Annotated in this window: 15 protein-coding genes; 9 read left to right on the forward strand and 6 right to left on the reverse strand. The window is 53.0% G+C overall.

What is annotated here, in order from left to right; genetic code table 11:
• The 3 genes from HYU99_02465 to HYU99_02475 form a co-directional block, all read left to right on the forward strand.
• Nucleotides 1-187 (forward strand): RNA polymerase subunit sigma (locus HYU99_02465; GenBank protein ID MBI2339218.1); only part of this gene is annotated, 187 nt, incomplete at its 5' end.
• A complete protein-coding gene (locus HYU99_02470) occupies nt 184-534 on the forward strand; it encodes a hypothetical protein (protein ID MBI2339219.1) in 351 nt (116 codons plus the stop codon). The genes HYU99_02465 and HYU99_02470, both read left to right, overlap by 4 nt.
• A 164-nt stretch (nt 535-698) precedes the next feature.
• Nucleotides 699-1,403, forward strand: a complete 705-nt coding sequence (locus tag HYU99_02475) for a urate hydroxylase PuuD (GenBank protein ID MBI2339220.1) — start codon at nt 699-701, stop codon at nt 1,401-1,403.
• 142 nt (nt 1,404-1,545) lie between these two features.
• On the opposite strand, the gene folB is transcribed toward HYU99_02475, so the two are convergent.
• Nucleotides 1,546-1,908: a dihydroneopterin aldolase gene (gene folB, locus HYU99_02480; GenBank protein MBI2339221.1), complete on the reverse strand. Its 363-nt coding sequence runs from the start codon at nt 1,906-1,908 to the stop codon at nt 1,546-1,548.
• Nucleotides 1,909-1,963: 55 nt separating this feature from the next.
• Between folB and folE the strand changes: the two genes are divergently transcribed.
• The 4 genes from folE to HYU99_02500 are packed head-to-tail and all read left to right on the forward strand — an operon-like array spanning nt 1,964 to nt 4,129.
• Nucleotides 1,964-2,602, forward strand: coding sequence for a GTP cyclohydrolase I FolE (folE, locus tag HYU99_02485; protein ID MBI2339222.1), 639 nt, complete (start codon nt 1,964-1,966; stop codon nt 2,600-2,602).
• Nucleotides 2,592-2,879: a 6-carboxytetrahydropterin synthase gene (locus HYU99_02490; protein MBI2339223.1), complete on the forward strand. Its 288-nt coding sequence runs from the start codon at nt 2,592-2,594 to the stop codon at nt 2,877-2,879. Before folE ends, HYU99_02490 begins: the two co-directional genes overlap by 11 nt.
• A gap of 39 nt (nt 2,880-2,918) precedes the next feature.
• Nucleotides 2,919-3,011, forward strand: coding sequence for a hypothetical protein (locus tag HYU99_02495; protein MBI2339224.1), 93 nt, complete (start codon nt 2,919-2,921; stop codon nt 3,009-3,011).
• Nucleotides 3,008-4,129 (forward strand): HAD hydrolase-like protein, encoded by a 1,122-nt coding sequence (locus HYU99_02500; protein MBI2339225.1) that lies wholly within the window; start codon nt 3,008-3,010, stop codon nt 4,127-4,129. Before HYU99_02495 ends, HYU99_02500 begins: the two co-directional genes overlap by 4 nt.
• Here the strand turns inward: HYU99_02500 and HYU99_02505 are convergent.
• Nucleotides 4,126-4,887, reverse strand: a complete 762-nt coding sequence (locus HYU99_02505; protein ID MBI2339226.1) for an ABC transporter permease — start codon at nt 4,885-4,887, stop codon at nt 4,126-4,128. The two genes, HYU99_02500 and HYU99_02505, sit on opposite strands and share 4 nt — an antisense overlap.
• A 3-nt stretch (nt 4,888-4,890) precedes the next feature.
• Nucleotides 4,891-5,868 carry an ABC transporter ATP-binding protein gene (locus HYU99_02510; GenBank protein ID MBI2339227.1) on the reverse strand — a complete coding sequence of 326 codons (978 nt, stop codon included), beginning with the start codon at nt 5,866-5,868 and terminating at the stop codon, nt 4,891-4,893.
• A 184-nt stretch (nt 5,869-6,052) separates the two neighbouring features.
• Here HYU99_02510 and HYU99_02515 point away from each other — a divergent pair, with 184 nt between their 5' ends.
• Nucleotides 6,053-7,537, forward strand: coding sequence for a gamma-glutamyltransferase (locus HYU99_02515; protein ID MBI2339228.1), 1,485 nt, complete (start codon nt 6,053-6,055; stop codon nt 7,535-7,537).
• A 130-nt stretch (nt 7,538-7,667) separates the two neighbouring features.
• Nucleotides 7,668-8,408: a phage Gp37/Gp68 family protein gene (locus HYU99_02520; protein MBI2339229.1), complete on the forward strand. Its 741-nt coding sequence runs from the start codon at nt 7,668-7,670 to the stop codon at nt 8,406-8,408.
• A gap of 15 nt (nt 8,409-8,423) precedes the next feature.
• Here HYU99_02520 and gyrB read toward each other — a convergent pair whose 3' ends face one another.
• The 3 genes from gyrB to dnaN are packed head-to-tail and all read right to left on the reverse strand — an operon-like array spanning nt 8,424 to nt 13,033.
• Nucleotides 8,424-10,844 carry a DNA topoisomerase (ATP-hydrolyzing) subunit B gene (gyrB, locus tag HYU99_02525; GenBank protein MBI2339230.1) on the reverse strand — a complete coding sequence of 807 codons (2,421 nt, stop codon included), beginning with the start codon at nt 10,842-10,844 and terminating at the stop codon, nt 8,424-8,426.
• Nucleotides 10,845-10,866: 22 nt separating this feature from the next.
• Nucleotides 10,867-11,889 (reverse strand): DNA replication and repair protein RecF, encoded by a 1,023-nt coding sequence (gene recF, locus HYU99_02530; GenBank protein ID MBI2339231.1) that lies wholly within the window; start codon nt 11,887-11,889, stop codon nt 10,867-10,869.
• A 46-nt stretch (nt 11,890-11,935) separates the two neighbouring features.
• Nucleotides 11,936-13,033, reverse strand: coding sequence for a DNA polymerase III subunit beta (gene dnaN, locus HYU99_02535; protein ID MBI2339232.1), 1,098 nt, complete (start codon nt 13,031-13,033; stop codon nt 11,936-11,938).
• Nucleotides 13,034-13,140 lie beyond the last annotated feature (107 nt).

The following is a 13,140-nucleotide window of genomic DNA, read 5'->3' on the forward strand; positions in this document are numbered from 1 at the left end:
GAGGGAAGGATTGAACGAATTAAGCGGGGAGCACCGGGAGGTTTTGGTGCTCAATATCATGGAGGGGGTGACGATTGCCGAAATTTCGGCGATCATGAACGTTCCGGAAGGAACGGTAAAGTCGCGTCTCTTTCATGCAAAGAGCAGGATGGCCGAAATCCTGCGAACCAAAGGAATACCGCTATGACAAACGAACTTGATCCAAAAACTGTGGAGAAGCTGACCTATTTTCTTAAGGCCAACCAGCCTTATCCACCTCCGCCAAAGCCGGGGGAGAGGGAACGGATCTTCCGCGTCATCCGCGAGCTTCACGAAAGGCCGACAGGACTGGAGCGTATTTTTGGCCCCCTTCAGTGGCTCATCCCCGCCGCCGCCTCTGCCGTCGTTGCCTTTATCCTCCTCTCCGATTTTATCCCTTCCCGCTCCGGGGCGGATGCCGACCTCGGCATCTATCTGGCCGATACCTTCAGCATTTTTGAGGAGCCGGCGGACAAAGGCCGGGATTCGGTTGAAAACGACTGGCTCTCCCTCTGATTGACATTATTCGGAAATTTGGCAAAGATACCCCCGCTTTTCTTACCAAGGAGGAGGGTTCCCGCCGAGCGCCGACCGAATAGGGAGGATAAAGCGAGGTGGGAGCGGAGACGACAAGGACGATGAAGGAGTTAATTTAACTCCCGGCAACCATGGAGGATACTATGAAAATGGCCTTATTCAATATGGATGGAATTCTTTTTCTCTTGCGCTGGATTCATTTTATTTTCGGCGTCATCTGGATCGGACTTTTGTATTACTTCAACTTCATTCAGGGGGAATTTTTCAAGGAGATCGAGGCGGGGGTGAAAAATATCGCCACGCAAAAACTGGTCCCGAGGGCCCTCGGGTGGTTTCGGTGGGGCGCCATGGTCACCTTTCTCTCCGGCCTTTTTATCCTGACCGGAACACTTCATGCCGGCATGCCGTGGCACTCCAGCTGGTTTCTCCTGATTTTGATCGGCGCCGGATTCGGCACCCTGATGTGGTTTAATGTCTGGTTTGTCATTTGGCCGAACCAAAAAACGGTCATTGCATCGGCCAACCAGGTCCTCTCGGGGGGAAAGCCGCTTGAGAAGGCGGCTGTCTGCGGGGCCCGCGCCCTCTGCGCCTCACGGACCAATGTCGTCTTTTCGTTCCCCATGCTCTTTTTCATGGGGGCCGCGAGGCATTTGGGATTTGACCGTGATTTTTCAACCGTCAATTTCTGGCCGATCGGCATCGTGATCGCCCTCCTCGCCCTGCTTCTGCAGATAAACGCGCTCAAGGGAAAACCGGGGCCGATGGCCTCCGTGAAGGGGGTGATTCACGTCGCCGTAATTTTTACGGCGGTGGTTTACCTGGCGGTGGAATTTTTGTCGCGGATTTGAAATTTGTAACAGCCAAACAAAGAGAGCCCTGTGACGGAGCAATTTTCGTTCCCGCCAGCCACATCTGCCGACAAAACAAGTCAACTCTTAAGCGGCTTACGAAAATTGCGAAGACAAAGGGACTCTCTTTGTTTGCGAACTGTTACTTTTTCCGATAGATCGAAACCGATACCTTCCGCGCGTGCGGGATGGCGAGAGGCTTGTCCACGCTGACATCCACCCCGTGGACTCCCTTAAGAGCGAGAATCTCGCGGGCCACCTCCTCGGCGATTGTTTCGATCAGATTGTAGTGTTTCCGCTTCAGAACATTCAAGACCAGCGCGTCAACGACATCGTAGTCGATAGTGTCTTTGAGGTGATCGCTCTTTGCCGCTTTTTTTACATCGAATTCGATCTTTAAATCGACAATCACCTTCTGTTTCCGCTTTTTTTCCCAGTGATAGAAACCGAGGGTGTGGTCGTACTCGAGGGTGAGATGCAGATGGTCGCGCCTGACGGTTCGCATTGACACCGCCCTAGCAAATTGGGTAGGACTCTTCAATCCCTTATCCGGAAAAAAGATGCCCAAGGCATTAAAGACACAACCGATTGCCCTTGTTGAAGATAGGACGCCGACCTCTTTTAAACCGGTTTCTCTGCCCGCGCGCCGCGAGATGGAGGAAACCCTCCGCATTCTTTTGCGCGGCGTGGGGGAAGATCCGGACCGCGAGGGGCTTTTAAAAACCCCCTCCCGCGTCGTCGAGTCGCTTAAATTCCTGACCAAAGGATACGAAGAAGATCCTTTTGACGTCATCAACAGCGCCATTTTCAACGAAAAGCACGACGAGATGATCGTCGTGAAAGACATCGTCCTCTACAGCCTCTGCGAGCACCACCTCCTCCCTTTCTTCGGCCGGGCCCATGTGGCTTATATTCCCAACAACCGGATTGTGGGCCTTTCAAAAATCGCGCGGCTGGTGGAAATTTATGCGCGGCGGCTTCAGGTGCAGGAGCGGCTGACCCAGCAGATCGCCGATACGTTGCAAGAAACCCTCAAACCGAAAGGAACGGCGGTAATCATCGAGGCCGAGCACCTTTGCATGCAGATGCGCGGGGTGCAAAAAAGGGGATCAAGCATGATCACCTCCGCCATGCTCGGCGGATTCCGTCGTCTGGCGACGCGTGAAGAATTTATTTCTCTCATTCGCAATGGAAAATAAATCACCTCATCTATCCCTCACCGCCTCCTACGACATTTGCGCCGCCCACCAGCTTAACCGGCCCGATTGGGACAGCGCCAAGAATCGCGCCGCCTTCGGCCACTGCGCCGATTTGCACGGGCATCAGTATAAACTGGAAGTGACGCTGGAAGGAGATGTCCCGGCCGAGACCGGGATGATTATCAACGGCTATGAGATCGACCGGATTGTTCGCGAAAAAATTATGAGCCGGATTGACCACAAATTTTTGAACAAGGACATCCCCTTTTTTCAGTAAAAACTCCCCACGGCCGAATAGATTGCCGTCTGGGCCTTTATGGAACTGAAAAACGCCTTTCCCCCGAATTGCCGCCTTAAAAAAGTCCGCCTGTACGAGACGCCGAATCTGTATGCCGAATATTCCGGATGAATCTCCAAAACATAATCTTCGACTGGTCCGGCACCCTTTTTGACGATTTTGAAATCTCGCATCATTCCACCGTCGCCACGCTTAAAGCCTTCGGTGGAAAACTTGTTTCGATCGACGATTACAAAGAACACTTTGTCCTCCCCGCCTGGAAATTTTACCGGTATTTTCTCAAAAACGCCGACATGGATGCGGTGACCCATTTTTATTTTGAACACTTCATGCACCACATCGAACGGGGGAGGCTTTTCCCGAAGGCGAGGGAGAATCTGAAACGGGCGCATCGAATGGGATATAAGCTTTTTATCTGCTCAACCGTCCGACAGGACCTTTTGGAAAAAATGGTCCGTCATCTGAAAATCGACCGTTTCTTTGACGGAATTTTCGGAAGCGTCCGCGACAAGGAGAAGCGGCTTCCCAATATCTGCCGTCGCCTCGGACTAAAAAAAGACCGGACGATCTTTGCCGGGGACATGGAGCACGATGTCGCGGCGGCGAAAAAGGCGGGGGTTTTATCCGCCGCCTTTCTTTGCGGCTATCAGACACCGCGCCATCTCCTCTCCGCGGCCCCCGATTTTGTCTGGAACGATCACGGGAGTTTGGGGAAATTTTTGAATAAAATCCCCCCCAACCCCCCTTTGCCAAAGGGGGGAGTCGCATCTTCCCCCCCTTTGTCCTCCCCAGGCGGATCCGCCTTTGGCGGAAAAAAGGGGGGACAGGGGGGATTTCCTCTCGCCACCGTCGGCGCCTTGATTTTCAACCGCGGTGACATCTTTCTCGTCCAGACGCACAAATGGAGCCACACATTCGGTATTCCCGGAGGGAAGATCAAAAAGGGGGAAACGATGGAGGAGGCGCTCCGGCGCGAGATTTTTGAGGAGACCGGAATGAAAATCAAAAAGATCCGCTTTGCAATGGTTCAGGATTCGATCGATTCAAGGGAATTCTACAGACCGCATCAGCATTTTCTGCTGATCAATTTTTACGCCGACACCGATTCGCGGAAATTCAGGCTCAATGACGAATCGGAAAGCGGTTTTTGGGTGAATCCGCGTACTGCCCTCAAACTCCGCCTTAATCAACCGACACGGATTTTGCTGGAACATTATTTTAAAACCTAATTCACCAGCTTGTATCCCCGCCAGAAGAGATAGATACAGACGCCGTAGAGGATGACAGCGGCGGAAATAACCGTCGTCAATCCGATCCACACGGGGGCATCGGAAACTCCCAAAAACGAATAGCGGACAAGATCGACGCAATAGAACATGGGGTTTGCCAGCGAAATTTTTTGCCAAAAGGGGGGGAGCATTTTGATCGAATAAAAAACACCCCCGAGGTAAACAAACGGGGTAATGACAAAATTCGTGAACATGGCGATTTTGTCCCAGCTTTCGGCATAGAGGGCCGAGATGATGCCAAAACCGGAAAAAAGGATGGAGGTAAAAAAGATGGAGGTAAAAATAAGCCCCCAGTGGTGAAAGGGAAAATCAATGAAAAAAGCGGAAACCGCCGCAATCACCCCCGCCACGACCATGCCGCGTAACAAGCCTCCGATCATATAGGCGGTCACCATCTGAAAATGGGTGAGCGGCGCCACCAGCATGTTTTCGATCGACCGCTCGAGGCGCGCCATGTAGAGGGAGGTGGAAGAATTGGCGTAGGCGTTGGTGATTACGGCCATCTGGATTAAGCCGGGGAGAATATAAATAATATACGAAAAACCGGAGATTTCCTTGATCCGCGTCCCGAGTGAATAGCCGAAGATGAGGATGAACATGACCGTCGTGATCAGCGGCGGCAGGATGGTCTGCCGCGAAAGCCGCATGAAGCGGTAGAATTCGCGTTCGATTAATGTATAGAATCCGATCCAAGTCATCCTTTATAACCCCTCCTGACCTCCCCTTACCTTAAGGGGAGAAACTTCCTTATCTTCCGCCCCTTCAATCCGCGCCCCCGTCACCTTTAAAAACACATCCTCCAGTGTTCCCCGCTCCACATGCAGACCCACAATCCGGCAGTCAGGGTGTTTTGCCAGAACGCCCAAAAATTTTTCGATCATCCCGCCGACATTGGCCCCTTCTCCGATGACGGTATCCTCGTTGACTGAAACATCAAAGCCCAGAGAACTGAAATCCTTAAGCGGAATTTTCTTCGAGATCTTTAAAAAAACCCGTTTTTCACAATACTGCTCGATCAATTCGGCCGGGCTTCCTGTCTCTCGGATTTCACCCAGATGGATGACGGCAATCCGCCGGCAAAGGGCCTCCGCCTCGTCGATATAATGCGTGGTGAGAATGATGGTCGTCCCGTCGCGGTTTAAGTGGCGAAGGTACTCCCAAAGTTCGTGCCTCTGTTCCACGTCGATCCCGGCGGTGGGCTCATCGAGGATCAAGAGCTGTGGGTTTCCGACCATCGCCTTGGCCACAAGGAGGCGCCTCTGCATCCCGCCGGAGAGGCGATAGTAGGGGACATCGGCCTTTTCGGTCAGGCGGAATTGTTCCAGAAGACGGCCGACGATTTCTTTTTGCTCGCGCCGCTTAAGGCCATAGAACCCGGCCTGAAACATCAGGATTTTACGGATAGGAAAAAAGCGGTCGAGGTTCATATCCTGCGGCGAAAAACCCACCACGGCATGCGTCTTCAAATAATCGCGACGAACGTCCGATCCAAACACGGAAATCGACCCTTCATTCAGATGGCAGAGCCCCACAATGGACTGAATGAGTGTCGTCTTGCCGGCGCCGTTGGGGCCAAGCAAGCCGAAAAACTCCCCCTTCCCGACTTCCAGGCTGATCCCTTTCAGGGCCTGCACGGGACCGTAGTTTTTTTTCGCATTGACGACCGATAGGGCGGACATTAATAGGGGGTCTTTTAGCATAAAAGAGGCAGGAAGCAAGAAGCTGGATATGTCAAATTCCAATTCGCCTATGGCGGGCCAAATTCCAAATTCCAAGGAAACTCCAATTTCAAAAAAACAAAAAACCAAACCCGTTTTTTTCATTTGGATTTTTAAAATTTGCAGTTTGTTTGGGATTTGGTGCTTGGGATTTGGAATTTTCCCTGCGTACGCCTACCAGCCGGCGGTTGTCTCTGCCCATCCGGAGGCCACCAGAGTCGGAATTGAAATTCTCAAAAAAGGGGGGAATTCAGCCGACGCCGCCATTGCCACAGCCTTTGCCCTCTCGGTCGTTGAACCGTTCAACTCGGGCCTCGGGGGGGGCGGGTTTTTGCTTTATTACGACGCCAAGGCAAAGAAATTCTCCTTTGTCGACTACCGTGAGACAGCCCCCATCAAGGCCTCCGAGGCCCTCTACCGAAAAGACCCCTCCCGTCTTTCAAAGGGAATCCTCTCCGTTGCCGTTCCCGGTTTTGTCAAAGGGATGGGGACAATCCACAAGAAATGGGGATCGAAGGCGTGGGATGAACTGATCTATCCGGCCATCGACCTGGCGCGAAAAGGGATTCCGATCAGGGAAAAACTGGAAGAAAAGCTTAAGGAAACGGCGCCGGTTTTTAAGGATGATCCGGCCTTCACGGCTCTCTATGCAGACCCCTATGAGAAAAAGAACGGAAAGATCGTTCAGACCGATTTGGCCGAAACCCTGGACGAGATTCGAAAGAACAGCGCTTCCTTTTACACCGGTTCCCTGGCAAAAAAAATCGCCCGTTTCATGAAAAAATCGGGGGGCCTGATCACGGAAGCGGATCTCCGTTCCTACCCGGTTTATTTCCGAAAGCCCTATCAGTTCCAGCGGGAGCCCTACAAAATAATCAGCGCCCCCCTCCCCAGTTCGGGGGGGGCCGCCCTCGACCTGCTGTTTAAAAAAGCGATCATCAACAATCTCGACCGGGCCCGCCCCTTCTCGCCGGAGGCCTTCGAAACGGTGATGAAAGGGATTAAAGACTACTTCGACTACCGCGAGATCGCCCTGGCCGACACCGCTTCCAACATCGCGACTCACACGACGCACCTATCGGTTATCGACAAGGACGGAAATATCGCCTCGATGACCAATACGTTGAACAGCCCTTTTGGCTCCGGTGTTGTCGTCCCCGAAACCGGAATTATTTTGAACAATGAGATGGCCGATTTTTCGCTTAAAGCCCATACCGCCAACGCCATCCGTCCCGGGCGGCGCCCCCTTTCCAGCATGTCGCCGTCGATTGTCTTCAAAAAAGGAAAGCCGTATCTGGTCATCGGAACTCCGGGGGGCTTTAACATCCCGGTGAATCTTTTTCAGGTTTTCCTGTTTGTCTGGGACTGGAAGGCGTCGTTTGCGGGGGCCATTGCCCGGCCGAAAATCTATTATTCACCGGCCGCCGACAAGATTCTGGTCGAACCAAAAGTTTCCAACAACATTCGTGAAGCGCTTGCCGGCCAGGGAACCATCGAGGAACAGCCGCCGACGGGGAATGTCCAGGCCCTGCTTATTCAGAACGAAAAGAAAACCCTCACCATTTCGGATCCGCGGGGGGAGGGGAAGGGGTTTGCCGACACATCTTTCCAAAAATCGGGCCGACAATAAATTGCACGACAAGACTCACGCCAAAGCGAAGCGTGTTATATGAGCAATTAGAGGACTGGGCGTACGAGAATACCGCAGGTGTCGCTAAAGATATCAAAGTAGCGCTTGTTGATCTTGAAAAGGAAAATAGATTGATAATTCAACGAATAAAAGGACAGAGAAAAACAACCGTACGAAAATCAGCCCGGGGTGCAAGCACTGCTATGCCGAAATCTTTGCCGAAAGATGGCGTGGTGTTTCCGGGCATCCTTATGAACAGGGGTTCGATCTCAAATTATGGCCGGAACGGCTTGAATTGCCGTTAACATGGAAAAAACCACGTACCATTTTCGTCAACAGCATGAGCGATCTTTTCCATGAAAAAGTTCCTGTTGCTTTCATCAAAAAAGCATTCTCTGTCATGCGAGAGGCCAATTGGCACTCGTTTCAGATTCTTACAAAGAGAGCCGACCGCCTTGCCGACCTTGCCCAAGAATTACCCTGGCCTCAAAACGTCTGGATGGGCGTTTCCGTTGAGAGCGAACAATATCTTTGGCGTATCGACAGACTTCGCAATGTTCCCGCCAAAGTCCGTTTTATCTCTTTTGAACCGTTGCTTGGCCCGGTTGGGCCGGCTGATTTAACCAATATCCATTGGGCTATCGTCGGAGGTGAAAGCGGTCCGGGGGCAAGGCCGATGAATCCGGAGTGGGCACGCCAAATCCGCGGCCTATGTGAGAAAAAGGAAGTCGCATTTTTCTTCAAACAGTGGGGCGGCGTGCAAAAAAGCAGGACAGGTCGAAGACTGGATGGACGTTTTTGGAACGACATGCCCAAGCGGCACGAAATTACCCCCAGGATCGGAGAAACGCTCCCGCTAATACCGGCTTAATCTGCCACGGAAAAACTAAATATCCAAATTCCTCACGTTCAACGCATTGGTCTCGATAAATTCCCGGCGGGGTTCAACCTGGTCGCCCATCAAGACGGTAAAGATCTGATCCGATTCCACGGCGTCTTCCACCTGGACTTTTAACAGCGTGCGCGTTTCGGGGTTCATGGTTGTATCCCACAACTGTTGCGGATTCATTTCACCCAAGCCCTTGTAGCGCTGAATGGTTATCCCCCTCTTCCCCTCGTTTAACACGTAATCGCGCACCTGCTCCGGCCTTCTCACCACAAAGCGCTTCTCATCATGCCAGATCTGGTAGGGGCCCTCCCCCAGCTCGCGGAATTCTTTTTCCATCTTCTGGAGCTGATGGATTTCGGCGCCGGCCAGAAATTCGTCATCAATCGTCGTGGCGCGCCGCGCCCCCTTGTAGGTCGAGTGGAAGACGATCCGCCGCGATGAATGCTCCTCGTCCGGAAGATTTTCCTCCGTATAGTGGCTCATCTCGTCGATTTCCTGCTTGAGAAAAGAGCGGACCTTTTCGAGCTCCGCCGCCAGCGCCGCTTCGTCCTTCAAGGCGTCGCGATCGATCCGGGTGGCGCGCACCAGGGCAAGGACAATGCGGGGATCACAGCGCTTTTCCACCCGCTCCATGATCTGCCCGTAGGTAATCAGCAGACGGACCAGATCGGCCAGCGGCTTTCCGGTAATTTCCTTCCCCCGGGTCTTGACCTTCACCGCCTCAACGCCAAACTCAATCAGGTATTCCTTCAAACCCTGATCGTCCTTCAAGTAGGTCTCGGTCTTCCCCTTTTTAAGCCGGTAGAGCGGCGGCTGGGCGATGAACAGATGGCCCCGCTCGATCACCTGCGGCATGTGGCGGTAAAAGAACGTCAGAAGCAGGGTACGGATGTGCGAGCCGTCGACGTCGGCGTCGGTCATGATAATAATATTGTGATAGCGGAGTTTTTCGATGTTATGATCGGCCTCGCCGATGCCGGTGCCGAGCGCCGTGATCAGCACGCGGATTTCCTCGGAGGAGAGCATTTTATCGAAGCGCGCCTTTTCGACGTTTAAAATTTTCCCCTTCAACGGAAGGATCGCCTGATTTCGCCGGTCGCGCCCCTGTTTCGCCGAGCCGCCGGCCGAATCTCCCTCGACAATATACAGTTCCGCATGCCGCGGGTCTTTTTCCTGACAATCGGCCAGCTTTCCGGGGAGTGAGCCGACGTCCAGGGCGCTTTTGCGGCGGACAAGATTCCGCGCCTTTCGCGCCGCCTCGCGGGCCCTCGCCGCCTCCGTCACCTTAAGCGCAATCCGCTTCGCATCGGCGGGATGTTCCTCCAGATAGGCGCCGAAGTGGTCGTTGATCGCCTGCTTGACAATCCCCTCCACCTCGCTGTTTCCCAGTTTGGCCTTTGTCTGCCCTTCAAACTGCGGCTCGGGGATTTTAACGCTGATGATGGCGGTCAACCCCTCGCGGGTATCTTCACCGGATGGTTTCTCTTCCAACCCCTTGAGCAAACCCGCCTTTTCCGCATAGGCATTGACACAGCGGGTGAGGGCGGAGCGGAATCCGGAGAGATGCGTCCCCCCCTCGACAGTGTTGATGTTGTTGGCAAAGGAAAAGACGCTTTCGTTGTAGCCGTCGTTCCACTGCATGGCCACCTCGACAACCACTCCATCCTTTTCCCCCTCAAAATAGATGACCTTCGGATGAACAGGCGCTTTTCGCTGGTTTAAAAACTCGACAAAGCTGACCAACCCCCCCTTGTACTCAAACAGATGCTCTTTTTCGGCCCGTTCGTCGCGGATGAGGATTTTGACGCCGCGGTTTAAAAAGGAAAGTTCGCGCAGGCGTTGCGAGAGGACATCAAAACTGAACTCCAGCGACTCGAAAATTTCGGGATCGGGTTTGAACCAGATTTTGGTGCCGCGTTTGTCGGTGGTCCCCACCTCTTTCAATGGGGCGTCCGGGACCCCTCTCTGATAGGACTGCTGATAGACCTTGCCGTCGCGGCGAATTTCCAGCTCCAGTTTTTCCGAAAGGGCGTTGACGCAGGAGACGCCTACACCGTGCAAACCGCCGGAGACCTTGTAGGCGCTCTTTTCGAATTTTCCGCCGGCATGGAGTTTGGTGAGCGCCACTTCGGCCGCCGAGACCCCCTCGGTCGGGTGCATGCCCACCGGAATGCCGCGACCGTTATCCTCCACCGTCACGGTGTTGTCGATCTGGATGACCGCCTTGATGTCGTCGCAAAAGCCGGCCAGCGCCTCATCGATGGAGTTGTCGACCAGCTCGTAGACAAGATGATGGAGGCCCCCCGAGCCGGTTGAGCCGATATACATGGCGGGGCGCTTGCGGACCGCCTCCAACCCCTCCAAAACACGGATGGAGGAGGCGTCATATTGCTGGGACGAAAGGGTTAATTGAGTCATAAAAAGAGCGCTGAAGTCACTTTCAACCTAGCACACGGACCGCCCCTTCTTCAACCAAAAAGTATGCTCCTTTCTCTTTGAAATCATTGGATAATTTTGACTTTTCCGTGGCGGTAATAAAGACCTGCCCAGGGGTGGTTTGGAGGGTGGAAAAAAGCCCCTCGATTCGATCCGAATCGAGTTCGGAAACAACGTCATCGAGAAGAAAAATGGCGCTTTTTTGATGCCCTTTTTCATGCAATTTGATCTGCGAAAGTTTGAGGGCGATCACTGCGGAGCGGTTTTCCCCCTGCGACCCGAATTCACTGATGGAACGGCCGTCGATCAGGAAGGAAAAGTCGTCCCGGTGGGGGCCGACAATCGATTCGCCTCGTTGCCTTTCTTCCGCTTCTTTTTCACGGATTAAATTTTGAAGCGCCTGAAAAATTTCCTCCTCCGTCTCCCCTTCCGTCGACGAACGATAAACCATCTTCGCCTCTTCCTTTCCGCGCGACAGATTCCGATACTCCTCCCCGATCCTCTCGTTCATTTTCCGAACCCACTCGATTCTCTGTTCGACAATGATCGCCCCGAGTTTGGCCAGTTGTTCATTCCATATCTCCAAGGCGGCAGGGCCGACGACGCCAGTGGCGTTGCCACCTCTCCCCTCCTTTAAAATCCGGTTTTTTTGCGCCACCACCTCGTCATAGGCACCCAAGGTTTTAAGCGATGCGGGATAATCCAGAAACACCGCCTGATTCAAAAACCTGCGCCGTTGTGACGGCGATTCGCGAAAAAGATAGACCTCCCCCGGTTCAAATAGGAGGAGAGGAACAAGACCATAGTACTCCCTGAAAAGGTGGGGTCTTTTTTTGTTGAGCAGAACCTCTCTTGTCGTCCGGTTTTCCCTTGTCTCGAAGGAAATCCGGATCTGATGCGAAACCGGCGGGGTGTTCAAGAAAGCCTCGATCATCGCCGACGGTTCTCCCTTGGACAAGAGGTGATCTCGTGTCACGGTTCGGAACGATTTAAGATAGTTTTTTAAAGAAAGCGCCTGTATGTGCACCTGTCAAACGCAGGCACGTACGCACGTATGCGCGTACGCGCATGAATCAAATCCTCATCGGCATGATCACGCACTGGAACCCGCGGTCGTATTCCGAACGGATCAAACAGGGGGACAGCTCGTCCTTAAGCTCCAAAATGACCTTCTCATCGCGGATGACATCCAGAACATCCAGAAAGTAGCGGGCATTAAAGCCGATATTCATGTTCGGCCCTTTGTATTCCGCCGTCAGCTCTTCTCGCGCCTCACCCAAATCCGGGTTATTCGTCGAAATATCCAAATGGCCGGGGGAGAAAGACAAGACAACGCCATGCGAGCGCTCGTTAGAAAGAAGCGAGACTCTTCGGAGGGCGCCGACAAACAGCCCCCGAGGGATAGAGGCAACCTTGTCGTTTTCCTTTGGAATAACACGGGTATAGTCTGGATACTCACCATCGATCAGCCGAATAAAGAGAGAAACATTCCCCTTCCGGGCGAAGAGATTTTTCGGCCCCACCCCCAGTTCAAAGCTCCCTTCCTGCGAGACCATTTTTTTAAGTTCGGAAACCCCCTTCCGCGGGATAATCACCTTGACCGCCCCAAATCCGCCGGATGGTATCTTCTGATCGACAAGGGCCAAGCGATGGCCGTCGGTCGCCACCATTCTGACTTCCCCCTCTTTTTCTCCCTGCAGAAGGACACCGTTCAGGTTATAGCGCGTTTCATCCGTGGACATCGAAAAAGAGGTCTTTTCAACCATATTTTTCACCAGCTCACAGGGGATTTCAGATAAACTGTCAGGAATCGTGGGGAGCGCCGGGAATTCCTTGGCGGTCAGGCCCGGAATCTTGAATTGCGACGCACCCGCGGTCACCTCAACTCGATCTTGGGCATCCACCTTGAAGACAATCTCATCCTGATCGACCTCGCGGACAATGTCATGAAGGCTCCGCGCCAGAACGGTGATTTTCCCCCCTTGCAGAACCTGCGCGGGACATTGCCGCACAACCGTCACCTCAAGATCGGTCGCAGATATCTTGAGCCCCTGTTTCTCCGCGTCAAGAAGAACATTGGACAAAACCGGCATGGTGTTTTTCCTTTCCACCACCCCTTGTGCCTGGGCCAAGGCATCGAGAAAATCTTTTTTGGTGATTTTAAAGTCCATTTCTTTCTCCCCTCTTATAAGAATATATTATTTATAACCGTTATCGTCGATAGAGCCTGTGAATAGCGGGATAACCCAGCCAACAGTTCAAAAAACAAAAGATAAAA

The sequence above is a fragment of the Deltaproteobacteria bacterium genome (assembly GCA_016183175.1).
GTDB lineage: Bacteria > UBA10199 > UBA10199 > UBA10199 > SBBF01 > JACPFC01.